The sequence below is a fragment of the Niveispirillum fermenti genome (assembly GCF_048066175.1).
GTDB lineage: Bacteria > Pseudomonadota > Alphaproteobacteria > Azospirillales > Azospirillaceae > Niveispirillum > Niveispirillum fermenti.
Genome location: NZ_JBLTXA010000017.1, coordinates 49,913 through 69,937, shown reverse-complemented (window position 1 = coordinate 69,937; position 20,025 = coordinate 49,913). Strand labels below are relative to the sequence as shown.

Genomic DNA, 20,025 nt, shown 5'->3' with positions numbered 1-20,025 from the left:
GCGCGGGATCAGCGGCGGGTCATCCGCGCATCGTCGCGTTCATGACTTGTTCTTGCGTCGCGATGCCGTTAGGATCGGTCCGGCAACGAACCGGAACGGAATGCCGCCTTGGCCGCCCTGCCGCTTGATCCCCTGTCCCTGCTTGCCGGTGGCGCCCTTGCCGCGCTGATCGTGGGCCTGTGGCTGCGGCAGGCAGGCGCGGGTCTGCGGGCTGAACGCCTGGCCCTGCTGGCGGAGCGGGAGCGGGACCGCCACCATATCGGGGAATTGCGGGGCGAACTGGCCCAGCGCGACGGGCTGCTGGCCGATCTGCGCCGGCAGGCCCAGGGGGAAGCCACCCGCCGGGCCGCGGCAGAGGCGCAGGCGGCCCGCGTGCCCCGGCTGGAGGAGGTTCTCGCCGTCGCGCGGGAGGAGCAGGCGGAATTGCAGGCCGCCCTGGCCGAAGCGCGGACCGCCCTGGATCACGAACGGCGCGCCCATGCCGACAAGCTGTCCCTGCTGGATCAGGCCCAGACCCGTCTGGCCGACGCCTTCAAGGCACTGTCGGCGGAGGCGCTGTCGGCCAACAACCGCGACTTCCTGACCCTGGCCCAGGCTCAGTTCGACAGGTTCGGGGAGACCGCGAAGGGGGACCTGGAAAAACGCGGCGCAGCCATCGACGCGCTGGTCACCCCCATCCGCGACCATCTGGTCCGGTTCGGGGAGGCCGTGAACGGCATCGAACAGGCGCGCATCGGCGCCTATACCGAACTGAAGACCCAGATCGCCCACCTGATGGAAGGGCAGGGCATGCTGCGGGCGGAGACGGGCAACCTGGTCAAGGCGCTGCGCAGCCCGTCCACGCGCGGCCGCTGGGGGGAGATACAGCTTCGCCGCGTGGTGGAGATGGCGGGCATGCTGGATCATTGCGATTTCCATGAGCAGGCCAGTGTCAGCACTGCTGACGGCAACCGCCTGCGTCCGGATCTGATCGTGCGCCTGCCGGGCGGCAAAAGCATCGTGGTGGATGCCAAGGCCCCGCTGGAGGCTTTCCTGGATGCCACCCACGCCCCCGATGACGACGGGCGCGCCGTGCATATGGGCCGCCATGCCCGGCATATCCGCGACCATATGAAGGCGCTGGGCGAAAAACGGTACTGGGCACAGTTCGACCCCGCACCGGAATTCGTGGTCCTGTTCCTGCCGGGGGAGAATTTCTTCTCCGCCGCGCTGGAACAGGACCCCGGCCTGATCGAGGCGGGGATCGACCAGTCTGTCATCCCCGCCACGCCCACGACGCTGATCGCGCTGCTGCGCGCCGTCTCATACGGCTGGCGGCAGGAGGCGCTGGCCCGCAATGCCCAGGTGATCAGCCAGTTGGGCCGGGAACTGCATGAAAGGCTGGGCACCATGGCCGATCACATGGCCCGCGTGGGCAAGGGGCTGGGCGGCGCGGTGAACAGCTATAATGCCGCCGTCGCGTCCCTGGAAAGCCGTGTCATGGTCACCGCGCGGCGCTTCAAGGACCTGAAGGCCACGGCCGGTGGTGACGACCTGCCCGAACTGCTGCCGCTGGAGCAGGTGCCCCGCCTGCCCCTGGTGGAGATGGCGGGGGAGTAGGGGGCGATCGGGTCGGACGCCGGTCGGGCCATGGCGGCCATGCGTCATTTCCCTCTGCGATTCAATCGTGCGCGATATATAATGCCGGGGTCCGTTCACCCGCATGATCGACAGGTGCGACCCATGTCCACGCCGCCATCCCTGAAGCTGGGCGACTTCATCTGCTTCTCGCTCTATTCCACCAGCCATGCCTTCACGCGGGTGTACAAGCCGTTGCTGGACCGTATCGGCCTGACCTATCCGCAATATCTCGTCATGGTCCTGCTGTGGGAGCAGGATGGCCAGACCGTGGGCCGGATCGGTGAGCAGCTTTTCCTGGAAAGCAGCACGCTGACCCCGCTGCTGAAGCGGCTGGAGGCGGCGGGTCACGTCACGCGGGAGCGCAACCCCGCCGACGAACGCCAGGTGCTGATCCGCCTGACCGGCAGCGGCCGGGCATTGAAGGACCAGACGGCCGATTTCTTCAACCAGTTGACCGATGCCATCGGCATGAGCACGGAAGAGGTGATCCGTCTGCGCGACAATATCCAGGCGCTGCGCGACAACCTGAACCGCTTCGCGGGTTGATACCTGAAGGCCCGCGGGGGCCGGTCCGGTCGGGTTATCGATATCAATGGCCGTTTCCCGGCATTTTCCGGGCCGGAGTGATGGTGCGCACAGATGGTGGAGGCCTGACGGGTTAATCATGACCTCAAGGCCGGCAAGGGTCATGCGCCTTTTGCCGGCCGCTCCATTCCATCACGCCACGCAACCCCTATCTCCATCGGCCCCTCTATCCCGCAGGTTCGGGGGTGGCCGATCCGGTGCCGGATCGTGGCGATCCATGTTGTAGGGATCCGCCTTCCCGGCGGGCCTGACAGGGGAAGCGCCATGCCCGTGCAGATGTCCGACCATCACGCCCAGCAGATCGCCGCCTGCGTCGCCACCGAGACGGAACCGGTGGAAGCGGTTCTGGCCCGGCCGCTGGATGCGGGTCTGGACGTGGCCGGCAACGCCTTGCCGCCCCTGCTGCATCGCCGTGTCGTGCTGTTCATCGAACAGAACCTGGATGACGATCTGTCGCTGGCCACGCTGGCCGCCGTGGTGGGGCTCAGCCCCAGCCATTTCGCCCGCCGTTTCAAGGCTGCGGCGGGGGAGGCGCCGCACCGCTATGTGCTGTCGCGCCGTGTGAACGCGGCCAAGCGCCTGTTGCTGGAAACGGAGATGCCGCTGGCGGAAATCGCGGCGGCGGCTGGTTTCTCCTCCCAGGCGCATCTGACGGGCATATTCGGCCGGGCCGTCGGCATGACGCCCGGTGCCTATCGCGTCCGTCGCAACGCCTGCCTGGATTTCCTGCGGGCCGGTGGCGTCAAACCGCAGAGCGCCGCCGCCTGACGCGCCACTTGACCCGTCAGGCCGGGGGTGGGCCCGCCGGTGGTCTGGCCAGGGACAGTTCCCGGGCGATGGCGGCCAGCGAGGGCTTGCCCCCCGGCAGCCAGGGCAGCGGCCGGCAGAGTTCCATGGCCGCCAGCCCGATACGGGCCGTCAGCACCCCGTTCAGCACGCCCTGGCCCAGCTTCGCCGACAGGATGCCGGCCAGCCCGCCGCCCAGTGCCTCGACCACCAGCCCGTCGGAGGCTTCCGCCAACCCGGCCGTGCCGATATGCGTGGCCATCTGGCGCACCAGCCGTGCCGATCCGAACAGGCCCGGCCGCGCGGCGTAGAGCCCCGCGATTTCCCGCACCAGCTTCATGTTGCGCCACAGGACAAGGGCGGTGTCCAGCAGGGCGGATGGCGACAAAGTGGTGGCCACCATGGTGTCGCGTGCCGCCTGCATAACCAGCCGGTTGGCGGCCTTGTCCAGCGGCGCCAGCAGGATACGGTCGGTCAGGGCCAGCACCTCCCGCCCATCATGGGCGTCCGTGACGCTGGATGACAGGCGGTTGGTCGCGGCGGACAGGCTGTCACGACTGGCATAAAGGGCGCAGATCTCCTCCATCACCTTGCGCATCTCTGCCCCTGTGGTGGCGGCGAGGGCGCGGCTTCGCAGGCCGTCCACCCTGGCCAGCCGGCGATAGGCCCTGATCTCCCGTCCCGTCATCAGGCCCAGGGCGCCCAGCGCGATGCCGGCCAGCCCCGACAGGCCCCAGCCCAGCACGGGCGACAGGGCGAAGGCCCGGGTGATCAGGTCGGCGGTGTCGAAACCGATGGCCGCGGCGAACAGGGCGGCCAGCGACAGGAACAGGGCCTTGACCAGTCCCCGGCCGCGCCGCGGGGCCGGCACGGGCTGCGGCCCGGTGGCGGTCAATGCCTGTTCCTCCGCCGGGCTCAGGGGCTTGGCCTCGGCGGGGTCGAACTCCATGGGCGGGATCCAGATGCGTTCGCGCGTGTCGGTCATGCCAGCCGGTCCCCGATCAGGAATTGCAGCGCCTGGTCCAGGCGGATGTTGGGCAGGCCGCGCCCGTCGCGCCCAAGTCCGGGACGGGGCCGGAATTCCGCGAAGCCGAACCGGTCGGCGACATCGTCGCCGATACCCAGCAGGCTGGCGGGCAATTCGCCGGGGAAGATCACGGTTTCGTCCTTCCGCCCGCGCAGGATGCCCTGCACGCAGGCCAGGTCACGGCCCTGATGGCGGGTAATGACGCTGTCGGTGCATTTGACCGATGCCAGGGCCAGCGTGCCCATGGCGGCGCCGTCGAACTGCATCTGCCGCCGCCGTTCGGCCAGCAACTCGTCCAGCAGGCCGGCCAGCGCCTCATGCTGCGGGGCGGCCACGTGATCGGCCTTGGTGGCGGCGAACAGCACCTTGTCCACCCGCGCGCCGCCCAGCCAGTCCAGCCAGCCCGTGCGGCCATGGCGGAAACTTTCCAGCGTCGTCGTCAGCGACCGTTGAAGGTCGGCAATGCCAGGGGCCCCGGCATTCAGCGCGGACAGAAGGTCGACCAGCACGATCTGGCGGTCGATGCGGGCGAAATGGTCGCGGAAGAACCGGCGCACCACCTTTTCCTTGTACCCCTCGAACCGGGCCGCCATCAGCGCACCCAGGCTGCCGGCGGCATGGGGCGCGGCACCGGGCAGGGGGCAGAAGGTCAGGACGGGGGCCCCCGCCATGTCGCCCGGCTCCAGGAAGCGGCCGGGTTGTAGCAGCGAAAGGCCGACATCATGCGTGCGCGCGGCCAGCAGGAAATCCGTGTAGAGCCCGGCCAGATGCCGTGCCGCCGATTCGTCGCCCGGGCCGGCCGGGTCGGTTGCCTCAAGGGCCGCCAGCCACGGGCCGGCCAGCCCCCGGCGGGGCTGCGTCCGGCATAAATCCAGCGTCATGGCCGACCAGACCGCGAAATCCTGGCCCAGCATCGGCAGGTCCAGCAGCCATTCGCCGGGATAGTCCAGAATCTCCAGGTTCAGGGTGGCCACGCCGGACAGCCGCCGCCTGACCAGCCCGTCGGGGCGGTATCGCAGCGCGATGCGGATTTCCGAAAGCGCGCTGGTCGGGGAAGGCCAGGCGGGCTCCGGCCCCGTCAGCGCCGCGCGGTGACCCTCATAATCGAACCGCGGTATCCTGCTGTCGGGGGATTGCGGCAGCAGCCGGGCGCCGATGAAGCGCCCCTGCGCCACGGCATCCAGGAACGGCAGCCGGCCCTGCAGCAAAAGATTGTCCAGAAGGGAGGTCAGGAAGACGGTCTTGCCGGACCGGCGCAGACCCGTGACGCCCAGGCGCAGGGTGCTGCCTGCCAGCCGCGCCGCCATCTGGCCGAACCCGTCGGCCAGATCGGCCCCGCGCTCCCGCCAATTTTCCCGCCAGCCTGTTGCCAAGGTGCCTCAACCTCCCTGTCTGCATGGCCAGTTTAAGCCATATGCCCGCACTTTCACCCGGTTTTAAGGGATTGTCATATCCACCGACGAAAAGGCAGACTATCGTTCGGATAAGTCGCTTTGGGCGGGTGCGACCGGGGCGGAAGGCGTTGATGGGCGTTTTCCGGGGCGGGATGCCGAAGGGCGGCGGCGGACAAGGGGCGCAGGTGTGGATGAAAGCGACGTTATCGCCCGAGCAGGCCGAGGCTGACATCCCGCCGGAGAGCGGGGGCGAGCCGGCTTCCGCCGTGGCGCGCGTGCCCTTGCGCAAGCGGCTGTCCTTCAAGCAGGCGCGCAACACGGCACTGGTCACACTGGTTCTGGGCATGGTCCTGTCCACCGCCCAGATCACCATCGACCTGCTGGACATGGAACGTCAGTCCGACCAGCTTGTCCGTCAGGTCCTGTCCATCATGCGCGAGGCGGCGGCGGAGTCGGCCTACTCATTCGATCAGGCGCTGGCCGACCGTGTCGTGACGGGCCTGTTCGAATACAAGCCCATCTACCGCGCCGTGATACTGGAGGATTTCGGCAACCAGCTTGCCGCCCGCGAACGCCCGCAGGCCGAAGGACAGCTCAAATGGCTGGCCGAGATGCTGTTGCCCGTGGAAAAGACCTATTCCATCCCGCTGGTGATCGAGCGGCACAACCAGAATGTGGGCGAGCTGCGCGTCTCCATCGACCGGTTCCTGATTGCCCAGGAATTCTTCCGCCGGTCGGGGGTCGTGTTGTCCACCGGCATCATCTGGACCGTGGCGCTGGCCCTGATCCTGGTGGTGATGTTCTATTCCACCCTCACCAAGCCCTTTCTGCGCATGTCATCGGCCATTGCCGAAATCAATCCGCAGCGTCCCGCCGATAAGCTCCTGTCCGTGCCGCGGCGGCACGAGGATGATGAACTGGGTCTGCTGGCCAAGACCACCAACGAGGTGCTGATCCAGTTCGACCGGTCGCTGGTGGAGCGTGTGCGCGCCGAGCAGGCGCTGCGCGAGCGTGAAACGCGCCTGTCCGGCATCATGGACAATGTCGCCGACGGCATCATCACGCTGGATGAGGATCTGCGGATCGAGACAATGAATGCCGCCGCCCAGGTGCTGTTCGGCTATGCCGACGGAGAGGCGACGGGCCAGCCCTTCGTGACGCTGATCGAGGAACGGGACTGGACCCGGGTGGCCGTGGCCCTGATGGCCTGCCTGCGCCGGTCGGAGGAGGAGCAGCGTCCCGACAACCGGGCCGAGATCCAGGGCCGCCGCCGCAATGGCGAGGTGTTCGCCATGGCCTTCGGTGTCAGCCAGATGCGCACGGGCGACCGGCGCACGGCCATCTGCGTCGTGCAGGACATCACCCAGCGCAAGCGCGCCGAGCAGGCCCTGCGCGAGAGCGAGGAGCGGCTGAAGCTGGCCGTGCGGGCCACGCGCTCGGGCGTGTTCGACAATTCCTATACGAAGGGCACCTACTGGTGGTCGCCTGAATTCATCGAGATGCTGGGCTATGACGCGGTCGACGCGATGTATGCCAACAAGCTGTTCGACGGGCTGCTGCATCCCGACGACAAGGACATGGCGCAGAACCAGATCGAGCGCTACCTGAACGGGGAGGTGGGTGATTACCTGTCGCTCTACCGTCTGCGCCACCGTGACGGGTCCTGGGTCTGGATCGAGGCCAGGGGCCAGGCCATCCGGGATGAGGGCGGGCGGCCGCTACGCTTCACGGGCACCATGACCGACGTGTCGGACCGCAAGCGGTTCGAAGAACAGCTCATGTATGTCAGCACCCATGATCCGCTGACGGGCCTGCCCAACCGCACGCTGGTGCAGGACCGCCTGCAGCATGCACTGGCCCATGCCGGGCGCAAGGGCACGGCGGTTGCCGTGCTGCTGCTGGACGTGGACCGGTTCAAGCTGGTCAATGACAGCCTGGGCCACCAGGCCGGCGACAAGCTGCTGCGGGCGCTGGCCCAGCGGCTGGGAAGCTGTGTGCGGGCGGCCGACACGGTGGGCCGCCTGGGCGCCGACGAATTCCTGATCGTGGCGGAGGACCTGCCCGACCCGCAGATGGCGGCCCGCGTGGCGGAAACCATCCTGGTCAGCCTGTCGCGTCCCTTCGGGATCGATGGGCAGCAGCTTTTCGTCACCACCTCCATCGGCATCGCGCTGTTCCCCGGCGACGGGCAGGATTTCCATGCCCTGATGCGCGACGCCGACACGGCCATGCACAATGCCAAGGCGGCCGGGGGCAACGGCTATCGTTTCTTCACGCCGGAGATGAACGAGGCGGCGGTGGCCCGCCTTTCCCTGGAACATTCCCTGCGCGAGGCGCTGGAGCAGGGCCAGTTCTTCCTGCATTACCAGCCCAAGATCGCCATGGGCAGCATGCATGCCGTGGGTGTGGAGGCCCTGATCCGCTGGCAGCATCCGGAGATCGGCATGATCCCGCCCACCAAGTTCATTCCGGTAGCGGAAGAAACGGGTCTGATCGTTCCGCTTGGGGAATGGGTCATGCGGGCCGCCCTGGCACAGATCCATGACTGGCAGGCGCGCGGATTCGCGCCTGTGCCTGTGGCCGTGAATGTCTCCGTCCGCCAGATCGCCACGCCCATGTTCGCCGAGCGCGTCTTCGCGCTGTGCCAGGAATATGGCGTGCCGCCCGAGCTGCTGGAGATCGAGATCACCGAGACGGCCATGATGTCCAACCTGGCCTATATCGCCGATACGCTGAACGAGATCCGCAATCGTGGCATCCGAATCGCCATCGATGATTTCGGAACGGGCTATTCCTCGCTCTCCTATCTGCGCCGGCTGCCCATCACGACGCTGAAGGTGGACCGCTCCTTCGTCAGCGAGGCGCCGATCAACGCCGATACGGGCGCCATCGCCGCCACGATCATCGCCATGGGCCGGCAACTGGGCCTGAAGGTCGTGGCGGAGGGAATCGAGACGCAGGAGCAGCTCGAATTCCTGCGCCTGCATCATTGCGACGAGATGCAGGGCTACTTCTTCTCCCGTCCTCTGCCGCCGGGCGACCTGGAGGCGCGTTTTCTACAACCCAATGGTGTGCTGGAGCCGGTCGGGTGACGTAGGCGTCACAAGGGGTTGAGAGGCATTTTCGTCTCTCGCAAGTGCAAAATTTCCCGTATGGCGTGAGGGCTGCCTACGAAACAAGCGTTTCACCGGCCTGCCCCAATTTTGTCCAAACCATTGGAAACTGGACAAAAATTGTGTCTTTTTTGCCAAAGCGGGCGCCAAACGACGCGCGCCCCAGGTGATCGCGCATAGAAGCCTTGACGTGCCTACATAGCCACCTTTACGACAGAAAAGCGCGTAATTCCCCCGGCCCTTGGATGGGGTCGGCCACCGGCCCCACGCCGGGGAATGATAAGAATGGGATGCGAGGAGGAAACGCATGGCACGGAAATCGACGCCGCAGGTGCGCTTGGATCGCCGGATTCTGTCCGGTGTCAGTGCCGCGGCCATCCTGGCCCCGATAATGATGGTTGGCACCGCCCAGGCGGTCAGCTTCAACCGTGGCGATCTGCGCGGCAGCTTCGATACGACGCTGACCATGGGCGCGCTGTTCCGCGTGCAGGGGGCCGACCCCGACCTGATCGGCGTGGCCAATGGCGGTCGCGCCCATTCGATCAATGGCGACAACGGCAACCTGAACTATGACAAGGGCCTGGTTTCGCTGGCGGCCCGCGCCACGCACGAACTGAAGCTGAGCTATGGCAATCTCGGTGCCTTCGTCCGCGGCACCTATTTCTACGATGTGATCAACGCCAAGAAGTCCAGCAGCGCCGCCGGGCGAACCGGGCGTTTCGATCTGTCGTCGGACACCGTTGAGCGTGTGGGCCGCGACGTCCGCCTGCTGGATGCCTTCGTCTATGGCAATTTCGCCGTGGGCGACAGCGGCAGCAGCATCGATATCCGTCTGGGCAACCAGGTGCTGAGCTGGGGTGAAAGCACCTTCATCCAGAACGGCATCAACACGGTCAACCCGATCGATGTCTCGGCCCTGCGCGTGCCGGGGTCGGAACTGCGCGAAGGCTTCCTGCCGGTGCCCCTGGCGGATATCAACTTCTCGTTTAACCAGAATGTCTCGCTGGAGGCGTTCTATCAGTTCAAGTGGGACAAGACCGAGCCGGAGGCCGCGGGCTCCTTCTTCTCCACCAATGATGCGGCTTCACCGGGCGGCCGGAACATCTTCATCGGCTTCGGCAATTACCTGTTCACCGACAGCCCCAACCAGGGTGCGATTGCCGGTGGCAACGTGTTTCCGGTCGACCTTTACCCGAATCCGCTGTTGAACCCGTGGCGCGGCGTGCAGTCGCTGACCCCGTTCGGCACCGTCGTGCCGCGTCTGAAGGATGACCGACCCAGTGACAGCGGCCAGTATGGCGTGGCGCTGCGCATCTTCTCCGAGGAACTGAACAATACCGAGTTCGGCTTCTACCACATCAACTACCATTCGCGCCTGCCCGTGCTGAGTGCCGTGGTCGGCTCCTTCCAGTCCTTCCAGGCCGATCCGTCGAACTTCACCCGGGCATCCGGCTACCGTGCCGAATATCCGGAGGATATCAAGCTGTTCGGCGCCAGCTTCAACACCACCATCCCGTTCGGCATCTCCCTGCAGGGCGAGGTCAGCTTCCGCAAGGACCAGCCGCTGCAGCTCGATGACGTGGAGTTGCTGCAGGCCACGCTGGCCGCGCCGTCCATCCTGGGCGCCATCTCCCAGGGGCAGGCGACCGGTGCCGCCACCGGGCGGGCCCAGGGCAGTGCCGCCTTCAACGCCGCGGTGGCCACCGCCGTGGCGAGCAATCCGGCCCTGGCGCCTTTCACGGGTCTGACCTTCGAACAGATCCAGGCGGCCAGCCCGGCTGTGGCGGGCGCCATCAGCGCCGGCATCGCCGCCTCTCCGGGTTCGCCGGGTGGCACGCGCGCCGCGTTCGAGACGGCAGGCGCCACGGCGGGTGGGGTCGTGGGTGCCAATACCGGGGCGGTTCAGGCCGCGGCCCTGTTCAACACCAACCAGATCGTCCAGAAGATGGGCGGTATCCAGGGGACCAACGCCGCCCAGATCACGGCCGATCTGGCCAACCGGTTCTTTGGCCAGCATATCAAGGGCTGGGAACTGTTCGATGTGACCCAGGCCCAGATGACGGCCACAAAGGCGTTCGAGCGCGCCTTCGGCGCCGACCAGTGGGTGCTGGTGGCCGAGGTGGGGGGCACCTGGATTTCCGACATGCCCAAGAAGAGCGAGCTGCGCCTGGAAGGGCCCGGCACGGTCGTTGGCGGCAACCCGGCCTTCGTGGGCCGCGGCGGCATGGCCGATCTGGCGACCGACGGTTTCGCCGATGCCTTCTCGTGGGGCTACCGCGCGGCTGTTCGCTTCGACTATCTGAACGCCATGCCGGGCATCAACCTGTTCCCCAGCATCTCCTGGCAGCATGACGTGAACGGCACGACGCCGACGCCGCTGGGCAATTTCGTGGAGGATCGCAAGGCCATCAGCGTGGGCCTGCGCGCCGTGGTGCGCGAGACGATCACCGTCGACCTTTCCTATTCCAACTTCTTCGGGGCGGGGAAATTCAACCTGATCAACGATCGCGACTTTGTCGCGGCCAGCGTCAAATACTCGTTCTGACGCCAAGCCACTGACCTGAGCGATCGAGGAGGAAACGCATGTTCCGCATGAAATCCGTACTGCTGGGTGGCGTCGTCGCCCTGGCCTTCAGCCTTCCCGCCCTGGCGCAGAGCGCCGCCGATCTGGGCAAGACCCTGACCCCGATGGGGGCCATCAAGGCCGGCAACGCCGATGGCTCCATCCCCGAATGGACCGGCGGTCTGACCACGCCGCCCGCCAACTGGAAGCAGGGAACGATCGAGGTCGATCCGTTCCCGCAGGACAAGGTGCTGTTCACCATCACCGGTGCCAACATGGCGCAGTATGAGGATAAGCTGCCGGAAGGTCTGAAGGCCCTTCTGAAGCGCTATCCCGACTACAAGATGAACGTCTATCAGACGCGCCGCACGGCAGCCCTGCCCCAGCGCATCTATGACGAGACCATCGCCAATGCCAGCCGGGCCAAGCTGGCCGATGGCGGCAACGGCGTGGAAGGTGCCAAGGAAGGCGTTCCCTTCCCCGTGCCGAAGGAAGGCGTGGAAGCCGTCTGGAACCACCTGCTGCGTTATCGCGGCGAGGCGGCGACGGTGCGCCGCGTGGGCCAGGCCAATCCCCAGGTCAATGGCAGCTACACGCTGATCATGCTGGAAGAGAAGGTGAAGTATCTATACCAGGCGCCCGGCGGCACCCGGAACAACACTTCGCTCTATTTCCTGCAGGAGGTGGTCAGCCCGGCCCGTCTGGCCGGCGAAATCCTGCTGGTGCATGAGACCATCAACCAGGTGAAGGAGCCGCGGTCGGCCTGGACCTATAATCCCGGCCAGCGTCGGGTGCGCCGCGCGCCCAACGTTGCCTATGACAATCCCGGCACGGCGTCGGACGGTTTGCGCACCACCGACAATTTCGACGTCTATTCCGGTGCGCCGGACCGGTATGAATGGAAGCTGGTCGGCCGTCAGGAAATGTACGTACCGTACAATTCCTACAAGCTGCATTCGGCCGACACCCGGTATGACGACATCATCAAGCCCGGCCATATCAACCAGGACCTGGCCCGGTACGAGTTGCACCGCGTCTGGGTGGTGGAAGCGACCCTGCGGCAGGGCACCAGCCACATCTATGCCAAGCGCCGCTTCTATATCGACGAGGATAGCTGGCAGATCCTGGTTGCCGACCATCTGGATGCCCGTGGCGAGATGTGGCGCGTGGGTGAAACCCACCCGGTCCAGTATTATTCCGCGAATGTCTTCTGGTCGACGCTGGACACGCTCTATGACCTGCAGTCCGGCCGCTACACGCTGATCGGCCTGGACAATCAGGAGCCGCCGTACAAGTTCGATGCCAGCCTGACGGACGCCGACTTCTCGCCCGACAGCCTGCGCCGGGCCGGCGTGCGCTGATCAAGGCTCGGATAGGGGGCCGGCCGGTCGTGAAACCGGTCGGCCCTTTGCCGTCTCTTTGATTTTAGCCGTCGCCCGACGGCCTGCTGCAACGCGCCGTCATCGTCACGGTCATGAAGCGTTGGGCGCCGGCAATTTCCGGTTTTTAAGTCTGGAATCCTTTCGATGCTTCTGTGAGCATCCATGGGTAACCCTGTCCAGCAAGGTTCGGTGAGCGAAATGGTGTGTGTCCCCCTTGTCACCCGGCTTCTGGCCGGCGGCCTTTGCCTGCTGGCTGCCGGCCTCCTGCCCGCCGCCGCGCAGGAGGCCAGGATACCGGCCCTGCGGCCGGCCGTCATGGCGCCGCTGGCGGTGCATTCGCTGATCCTGGGGGCTGCCAGGGCGGGGGACCGGCTGGTTGCCGTGGGCGAGCGCGGGCACATCCTGCTGTCCGATGACAATGGTGCGTCATGGCGACAGGTCGCGGTGCCGGCCAATGCCGCCCTGACCGGTGTTGCCTTTGCCGACGATCGGCAGGGCTGGGCCGTCGGGCACGATGCCGTCATCCTGCACACCGCCGATGCTGGCGAGACCTGGCAGGTCCAGTATGCCGAGCCCGAGCTGGAGCAGCCGCTGATGGATGTGCTGTTCAGTGCCGATGGCCGGCACGGGATCGCCGTCGGTGCCTATGGCCTGTACCTGGAGACGGCCGATGGCGGTGCCACCTGGGAAAGCCGGATGATCAGCGACAGTGATTTCCATTTCAATGCCATCGTCGCGCCGACCCCCGAAAGCCGGCTGATTGCAGGGGAGGCGGGAACGACGCTGGTCAGCACGGATGCCGGCGCCACCTGGACCCCGCTGGCGGCACCCTATGATGGTTCCTTCTTCGATGCGCTGGCGTTGGGACCGCAGAGCTTTCTCGTTTACGGCCTGCAGGGCAACATCCTGCGCACCGATGATGCCGGCCAGACCTGGACCGCCATCGACAGCGGCACCACGGCGGGCCTGATGGGTGGCGCCGTGCTGGCCGATGGTTCGGTCGTGCTGGTGGGCGCCCAGGGCACTGTGCTGACCAGCAAGGATGGCGGCCGCACCTTCTCCGGCATCCAGCGCCCCGACCGTGTCGGTCTGGCGGATGTCATTCAGGCCGCCGGTGGCCAGGTCATCCTGCTTGGGGAAGCGGGCCCGCTCACGGCCAATCCCTGATCCCGCCCGACCCGATCCCTTGATGCCCAAGGCGAAGCGATATGTCCCAATCCCCGTCCTTCCTGTTCCGGCTTGAAAAATGGACCTTCCGGTACCGGCTTCTGGTACTGGTCGTGTTCGCGATCCTGACCGCCTTCATGGGCTGGCAGGGCGCCAAGCTGCGCGTCGATGCCGGGTTCGAGAAGACCCTGCCGCTCGATCATCCCTATATGCAGACCTTCACCAAGCACATGAAGGAATTCGGGGGCGCCAACCGCGTGCTGGTGGCCCTGTCGGTGAAGGAAGGGGATATCTACACGCCGGAATTCATGGCCCGGCTGAAACAGGTCACGGACGAGGTGTTTTTCGTTCCCGGCGTTGACCGGGCCAGCGTGACCAGCATCTTCACGCCCAATGTCCGTTTCATCGAGATCGTGGAGGACGGGTTCGCGGGCGGCAACGTCATTCCCGCCGAGTTCCAGCCGACGCCGGAATGGCTGCCCATCGTGCGTGAGAATGTCCTGAAATCGGGACAGGTCGGGCGTCTGGTGGCGGAGGATTTCACGGCGGCCCTGGTCAGTGTGCAGTTGGTGGAAACCGACCCGCGCACAGGCGAGAAGCTGGATTACATGGCGGTCGCCAAGCAACTGGAGGATATCCGCCAGAAGTACGAGGATGACCGGATCCAGGTCCATATCATCGGCTTTGCCAAGGCCATGGGCGACATCGCAGATGGCGCCGCGAGCGTGGTGATGTTCTTCGGCATCGCCTTCGTCATCACGGCCGTTCTGGTTTACGGCTATGGCAAAAGCTGGATGCTGACCTTTGCCATGCTGGGCATCTCGCTCTGCACCGTGATCTGGCAGTTCGGGCTGCTGGTCATATTGGGATATGGCATCGACCCTCTGTCCATCCTGGTTCCCTTCCTGGTGTTCGCCATCGCCATTTCGCACGGCGTGCAGAATGTCGGCACCATCTCGCAGGAAATGGGCAAGGGGGCGGACGCCTATACGGCGGCGCGGACCAGCTTCGAACGGCTTCTGGTGCCCGGCGCCTCGGCCCTGTTCACCGATGCCCTGGCCTTCCTGACCATCGCGATCATCCAGATCCGCATGATCCAGGAACTGGCCGTCGCGGCGTCGGTGGGCATGATCATCATCATCATCACCCATCTGTGGGTGCTGCCCGTGGTTCTGTCCTATCTGCCGCTGGGGACGAAGTATCAGTCGCGTGTGGCGGGGCAGGTGGACCGGTTCGACCGTGTCTGGGGCTGGCTCGCCGCCTTCGCGCGGCCCAAGGGCGCTTCGATCATGGTGCTGATCGGCCTGGCCATTTTCGGCTTCTCCGCTTGGGAACAGCGGCATATGACGGTGGGCGATACCGAGGCGGGCGTGCCCGAACTTTGGCCCGACAGCCGTTACAATCAGGATGCGCAACTGATCGTCGATCGATTCGCCATCGGTGTGGACGTCATCCAGGTCATCGCGGAAACCAAGGATGATGGTTGCATCGATTACGACATCATCAAGCAGATCGACGATTTCACCTGGGCCATCTCCAATGTGGAGGGGGTGCAGTCCGCCATGTCCATGGCCACGGCCATGAAGGTGGTGAATGCGGGCTGGAACGAGGGCAACCTGAATTGGCGCGTGCTGCCCCGCAATTCCCAGGTGCTGGTGCGGTCCGTGACGCCCATCGAGACATCCACCGGGCTGCTGAATTCCAACTGTTCCGTCATGCCCGTCATGATCTTCACCAAGGATCACATGGCCGGCACCATCCAGCGCATCGTTGATGCCGTCGAACAGTACAAGAAGGACAACCCGTCGGAGACGGTGGCGTTCAACCTGGCCACCGGCAATGTCGGCGTGATGGCCGCCACCAACCAGGCCGTGATGTCGGCGGAAAAGCCGATGCTGCTGCTGGTCTATGTCACTGTCATCACGTTCTGCCTGATCACTTTCCGGTCGGTCGTCGGCTCGCTGGCTGCGGTGCTGCCGCTGATCGTCGTGTCGATCCTGTGCAACGCGATGATGACATGGCTTGGTATCGGGCTGAAGATTTCCACCCTGCCGGCGGCAGCGCTGGGCGTTGGCATCGGCGTGGATTACGGGCTCTATATCTTCAATCGCCTGCAAAGCTATCTGAAGCACGGGCTGAATTTCGCGGAGGCCTATTACCGCACCTTGCAGGAGACCGGCAGTTCGGTGCTGTTCACGGGCCTGACGCTGGCCGTGGCCACGGCGACCTGGATTTTCTCCGACCTGAAGTTCCAGGCCGATATGGGCGTGCTGCTGACCTTCATCTTCCTGGCCAACATGATCGGCGCCATCGTGCTGCTGCCGGCCGTGGCGGCGCTGCTCTACAAGATTTTCCCGAAACTATATGAGGCGGAGGTGCGTCGCGCGTCCAAGCGGACCTACGCGGCGCACTGATCCTCGATCCTGGTCCCGGATCGTCGGCAGGTGGGGTGCCGACGGTTATCGGGTTGGGGGGATTGGCCCTGGCGATCCGGCACTGCCGTCGCCAGGGTTTTTTTTGAGCTTTGTCCGTTGCCCACCCTCCCCGAGCCCCCACCCTTCCCGAACCGTGATCAGCACCGCAGGGAAGGAAACGGCAGGGCGGGAACCGGCCATGAAAAAAGGGCCGCGACGGTTGCCCGCCGCGGCCCCTGGCTATCTGAGCCTGTCGCCTGTCCCTCAGAAGCCGATCTTGAGATGCGCCGACAGCGCATGGTCCCTGCGGTCGCCACCGGCCGCGAAGCGCCCGACATAGCCCAGCGAGACCGCGACATTGTCCGCCGTCTCATGGACCAGTCCGGCCCCGATGGCCAGATGCCCGCGCTTGCCGGCACCCGGATCGGTGCCGACCAGTTCACCATTGGCGAAGTGGCCCGTGATGGCCCGCGTGTCGCCCTTCATTTCATATTCGTAAGCCAGCCGGACCTGCGGGATGAAGCTGGTGCCCACGCCGCTGATCTGGCCGCCGATGCTGCCCACCAGGCTCTCGGCATCGAAATCATCCCAGCGCAGGGCCAGCGGGCCGCCGCCGGTCTCGCTGAACCCTTCCACCCGAGTCTTGGCGTAGCGCAGGCCGACAACGGGACCCATGGCGAAGCTGCCGGCCACGGGCGTATAGCCGACCGTGCCGGATACGGCATAGGTATTGCCCTTGAAGTCGCTGTGGGCGGTGGGATAGGGGCTGAACCGCGTGATGCGGTCGGACTTGTAATCATCGAAGCTGTAGGACAGGGCCGCATCGACCCACATCGCGTCCATGGCGGCCGTGACATAGGTGGTCAGGTTGACGGCCTTGGCGTCCAGGCTGGAATAATTGCCGTCCGTATCCAGGTTGATCTTGCCATAGCTGACGGCCACGCCGGCGATGACATGCTGGTCGACCTGATAGTCGATGCCCAGGCCGGCATTGAAGCCGTCATAATCATAGCCGAGCTGGCCGCGCACGGGCTTGCGGTCACCGGTCAGATAGCTGCCGAAGCTGAAAAGGCCGAACCGGCCATCCTGTCCGGCCTGCGCGCCGACGACATTGACGGAGGCCTGACCCGTGCGGGCACCGGCCATTCGGGCCGACAGCCCGTCATTGGCCAGATCCATCAGGCGCTGGGCGGCTTCCGTGCTGGTGGCCAGGGCGGCCGGTGCCTCGAACGCACTGGACAGGGTGCCGTCTGCGAACTGTGCCACCACATTATGGGCGGCCGTGGTCGGGTGCAGCGCGTCGAAGAAGACGGAGCCCGCGGCCCCCGCCGCCGTGGCGCAGGCACCCGTGGGCACCAGCGAGCCCCCCGGCCCCAGCGGGGCATAGCAGGGAACGGTGATATTGTTGAAGCCATAGGTGGACGGGTTGGCCAGCATGTCCTGGAACAGGGCCTTGGCATCGACCACGGTCACCGTGGCCCCCTGCTGGCGCAGGGCCCCGGCGGCGGCGCGGATGGCTTCGGCATGCAGGTCGGCCACCGTATTGGCGGCGGCCTTGTCGCTGGCCGACAGGCCGCTGGTCAGCGGGATGGAGCCCAGCGGCGGCAGGTTGACCAGCACGAACTGACGCGCGCCGGCGCTGTAGAGGCGGCCGGCCTGCGTCGTGATGGCGCCCGCCGTGGCGGCGATGGCGGCCTGCGCGGCGGCGGTCGGGTTCGATTGCGGCTGGGTCAGCACGGCGATGTAGTCATTGCCGCCGATCCAGATGCCAACCATGCTGTTGGCGGAAATGGTGCGCCCGCCGGCCAGATAGGCGCTCACCTGCGCCGTCAGGTCGATGGGGGTGTTGCGGGTGGCCCGCGCACCGCCATAGGCACGGCCGTCCAGGGTCCAGCCCCGCGTGGCGGAAAGCGTCTCGGCCCAGACGGGACCGTTGGAGAACCGGCCGTTCACATAAGGCGCGCCCGGCCGGCTGGCAGGGTCCAGGTTCTTCAGGTTGTCCGTGTCGCTCAGGCTGTCGCCGAAGACGATCATGGAATTGACATCGGCCAGTTGCGCCTGGGCAACGGTCGTGGCGCCGGCAAAGGCGGACAGGGACAGGATGGCGGCCACAGCGGTGCCGCCGAGAAGACGGTTGGTCATCAAATCATTCCTCCCACAGTCCGGGCTGCGTTCATGTGCGCCCGTTTCTGCACGCACCAACGGTATCCAAAGCCCACGGACAGTGAAAGGGGGTGACGTTAGGGAAGCAGGGCCCGCGCGCGCATTATTCCGGTGATTGCGGCCTTCTTGACACAACCCGAACGGCGACAGGCGGCATTCGCATGTGAATGCCGCCTTTCCGGGCTGACTCTGGAGAGGTAATACCCAGTTGCGGTGAGTGGAGCTCATCGCAACCCGGTTGGCGCCCCGGTTGGCGCGCTGAGCGCCCGCGCGCCCATGCGCGTGAGCCAGCGTGAGCCAAGTGGCCGGATGGCGGCGCCCGATGCATGAGGGCCGCATTGATCAGGACCACAGGGTCTTGATCAATGCAGATACGTATAACCCTCCATGCGCAAGGGAAGGCCGGAAGGAGGGAGATCAGACGTTGAAGCGGAAATGGAAGATGTCGCCGTCCTGCACGAGATATTCCTTGCCTTCCATGCGCATCTTGCCGGCTTCCTTGCACCCGACCTCGCCCCCCAGCGTGACATAGCTGTTGTAGTCGATGGTCTCGGCCTTGATGAAGCCGCGCTCGAAATCGGTATGGATGACGCCGGCGGCTTCCGGTGCCTTGGCGCCCTTGCGCACGGTCCAGGCGCGTGCCTCCTTCGGGCCGACCGTGAAGAAGGTCAGCAGGCCCAGCAGGGAATAGCCGGCGCGGATCAGCCGGTTCAGTCCCGGCTCCTCCAGACCCAGGGACTGGAGGTAATCCAGCTTGTCTTCGGCCGAAAGCTGGGACAGTTCGGCTTCGATCGCGGCGGAGATGACGACGCTGCCCGCGCCCTGGCCGGCGGCCATCGCGGCCACCCGCTCGGAAAGCGCATTGCCCGTGCCGGCCTTCTCTTCCTCCACGTTGCAGACATAAAGGACGGGCTTGCCGGTCAGCAGCGCCATCTGCTTGAAGGCGTCGCGCTCCTCGTTGGCCACCTCGACGGTGCGGGCGGGCTTGCCGTCGCGCAGGACGGCCAGCACGCGCTCCATCAGGTCGGACAGGGCCTTGGCCTCCTTGTCCCCGCCCTTGGCCTTCTTCTGGAGCGGCGGCAGGCGCTTCTCCAGGCTTTCCATGTCGGCCAGCATGAGCTCCGTCTCCACCGTCTCGGCGTCCCGGACGGGGTCGATGGAGCCTTCGACATGGGTGATGTCCCCATCCTCGAAGCAGCGCAGCACATGGACGATGGCATCGACCTCGCGGATATTGGCCAGAAACTGGTTGCCCAGCCCCTCGCCCTTGGACGCTCCACGCACCAGGCCGGCAATGTCCACGAACTCAAGCTGGGTGGGGATGATCTTCTGCGACTTGGCGATCTCCGCCAGCTTGTCCAGCCGCGGATCGGGCACGCCGACCCGGCCGACATTCGGCTCGATGGTGCAGAAGGGATAGTTCGCGGCCTCGGCCGCCGCCGTGCTGGTCAGCGCGTTGAACAGGGTGGACTTGCCGACATTGGGCAGGCCGACGATACCGCAATTGAATCCCATGGGATGATGCTTCGCTGGAAGGTTCCGATCTGGTCCCGGTTATGGGCGATCCCGGCCCGGAATGCAAATGACGGGGGCGCATTGCATCCCGTCACCGGCCGTCACCGGCCGGTATGGCATCCCGTCACCGGCCGTCACCGGCCGGTATGGCATCCCGTCCCAAGCCGGCACTGGCCGGGAACGCCATGTGCCGGCCCGCCCGCCGCCACGCTTCCGCCATTTTGCCGGGCCAAATGATCAGCGGGGCGCGGGTTCGCCCTTGCCTAGGTCCCCCGGGGTTTGGCACTAGAGAGCCA

At 65.9% G+C, this 20,025-nt stretch carries 12 protein-coding genes; 8 read left to right on the top strand and 4 right to left on the bottom strand.

Features of this window, described 5'->3' with window-relative positions; all coding sequences use genetic code 11:
* Positions 1 to 108: 108 nt before the first annotated feature.
* From ACM9LZ_RS16585 to ACM9LZ_RS16575, 3 genes are all read left to right on the top strand, one after another.
* A complete protein-coding gene (locus ACM9LZ_RS16585) occupies positions 109 to 1,599 on the top strand; it encodes a DNA recombination protein RmuC (protein WP_416620609.1) in 1,491 nt (496 codons plus the stop codon).
* 123 nt (positions 1,600 to 1,722) lie between these two features.
* Positions 1,723 to 2,166, top strand: a complete 444-nt coding sequence (locus tag ACM9LZ_RS16580) for a MarR family winged helix-turn-helix transcriptional regulator (protein WP_416620608.1) — start codon at positions 1,723 to 1,725, stop codon at positions 2,164 to 2,166.
* Between the two features lie 303 nt (positions 2,167 to 2,469).
* Positions 2,470 to 2,973: a helix-turn-helix domain-containing protein gene (locus ACM9LZ_RS16575; RefSeq protein WP_416620607.1), complete on the top strand. Its 504-nt coding sequence runs from the start codon at positions 2,470 to 2,472 to the stop codon at positions 2,971 to 2,973.
* A 16-nt stretch (positions 2,974 to 2,989) separates the two neighbouring features.
* Here the strand turns inward: ACM9LZ_RS16575 and ACM9LZ_RS16570 are convergent, their stop codons facing one another.
* Both ACM9LZ_RS16570 and ACM9LZ_RS16565 read right to left on the bottom strand, forming a co-directional pair.
* On the bottom strand, positions 2,990 to 3,976 hold the full coding sequence (locus ACM9LZ_RS16570) for a YcjF family protein (protein ID WP_416620606.1): 987 nt from the start codon (positions 3,974 to 3,976) through the stop codon (positions 2,990 to 2,992).
* On the bottom strand, positions 3,973 to 5,391 hold the full coding sequence (locus ACM9LZ_RS16565; RefSeq protein ID WP_416620605.1) for a YcjX family GTP-binding protein: 1,419 nt from the start codon (positions 5,389 to 5,391) through the stop codon (positions 3,973 to 3,975). The genes ACM9LZ_RS16570 and ACM9LZ_RS16565 overlap by 4 nt, the downstream gene beginning before the upstream one ends.
* 212 nt (positions 5,392 to 5,603) lie before the next feature.
* Here ACM9LZ_RS16565 and ACM9LZ_RS16560 point away from each other — a divergent pair, with 212 nt between their 5' ends.
* The 5 genes from ACM9LZ_RS16560 (at position 5,604) to ACM9LZ_RS16540 (ending at position 16,051) form a co-directional block, all read left to right on the top strand.
* Complete coding sequence (locus ACM9LZ_RS16560; RefSeq protein ID WP_416620604.1) at positions 5,604 to 8,504, top strand: EAL domain-containing protein; 2,901 nt, start codon at positions 5,604 to 5,606, stop codon at positions 8,502 to 8,504.
* Positions 8,505 to 8,832: 328 nt separating this feature from the next.
* A complete protein-coding gene (locus tag ACM9LZ_RS16555) occupies positions 8,833 to 11,070 on the top strand; it encodes a DUF1302 domain-containing protein (protein ID WP_416620603.1) in 2,238 nt (745 codons plus the stop codon).
* Between the two features lie 38 nt (positions 11,071 to 11,108).
* A complete protein-coding gene (locus ACM9LZ_RS16550) occupies positions 11,109 to 12,449 on the top strand; it encodes a DUF1329 domain-containing protein (protein WP_416620602.1) in 1,341 nt (446 codons plus the stop codon).
* Between the two features lie 219 nt (positions 12,450 to 12,668).
* Entirely contained in the window at positions 12,669 to 13,637 is a 969-nt protein-coding gene (locus tag ACM9LZ_RS16545) for a WD40/YVTN/BNR-like repeat-containing protein (protein ID WP_416620629.1), read from the top strand.
* A gap of 41 nt (positions 13,638 to 13,678) precedes the next feature.
* Entirely contained in the window at positions 13,679 to 16,051 is a 2,373-nt protein-coding gene (locus ACM9LZ_RS16540) for an efflux RND transporter permease subunit (RefSeq protein WP_416620601.1), read from the top strand.
* 264 nt (positions 16,052 to 16,315) lie between these two features.
* Here ACM9LZ_RS16540 and ACM9LZ_RS16535 read toward each other — a convergent pair whose 3' ends face one another.
* Both ACM9LZ_RS16535 and ychF read right to left on the bottom strand, forming a co-directional pair.
* Complete coding sequence (locus tag ACM9LZ_RS16535; protein ID WP_416620600.1) at positions 16,316 to 18,193, bottom strand: autotransporter domain-containing protein; 1,878 nt, start codon at positions 18,191 to 18,193, stop codon at positions 16,316 to 16,318.
* A gap of 438 nt (positions 18,194 to 18,631) precedes the next feature.
* The gene (ychF, locus tag ACM9LZ_RS16530) at positions 18,632 to 19,729 is read right to left on the bottom strand and encodes a redox-regulated ATPase YchF (protein ID WP_416620599.1); all 1,098 of its coding nucleotides are present in this window, start codon (positions 19,727 to 19,729) and stop codon (positions 18,632 to 18,634) included.
* Positions 19,730 to 20,025 lie beyond the last annotated feature (296 nt).

Excerpts from the sequence above, each read along its gene's own strand:
- ACM9LZ_RS16545 (WP_416620629.1), top strand. The coding sequence starts at position 12,669 with ATGGTGTGTGTCCCCCTTGTCACCCGGCTTCTGGCCGGCGGCCTTTGC.
- ACM9LZ_RS16550 (WP_416620602.1), top strand. The coding sequence starts at position 11,109 with ATGTTCCGCATGAAATCCGTACTGCTGGGTGGCGTCGTCGCCCTGGCC.
- ACM9LZ_RS16575 (WP_416620607.1), top strand. The coding sequence starts at position 2,470 with ATGCCCGTGCAGATGTCCGACCATCACGCCCAGCAGATCGCCGCCTGC.
- ACM9LZ_RS16560 (WP_416620604.1), top strand. The coding sequence starts at position 5,604 with ATGAAAGCGACGTTATCGCCCGAGCAGGCCGAGGCTGACATCCCGCCG.
- ACM9LZ_RS16580 (WP_416620608.1), top strand. The coding sequence starts at position 1,723 with ATGTCCACGCCGCCATCCCTGAAGCTGGGCGACTTCATCTGCTTCTCG.
- ACM9LZ_RS16540 (WP_416620601.1), top strand. The coding sequence starts at position 13,679 with ATGTCCCAATCCCCGTCCTTCCTGTTCCGGCTTGAAAAATGGACCTTC.
- ACM9LZ_RS16570 (WP_416620606.1), bottom strand. The coding sequence starts at position 3,976 with ATGACCGACACGCGCGAACGCATCTGGATCCCGCCCATGGAGTTCGAC.
- ACM9LZ_RS16555 (WP_416620603.1), top strand. The coding sequence starts at position 8,833 with ATGGCACGGAAATCGACGCCGCAGGTGCGCTTGGATCGCCGGATTCTG.
- ACM9LZ_RS16535 (WP_416620600.1), bottom strand. The coding sequence starts at position 18,193 with ATGACCAACCGTCTTCTCGGCGGCACCGCTGTGGCCGCCATCCTGTCC.
- ychF (WP_416620599.1), bottom strand. The coding sequence starts at position 19,729 with ATGGGATTCAATTGCGGTATCGTCGGCCTGCCCAATGTCGGCAAGTCC.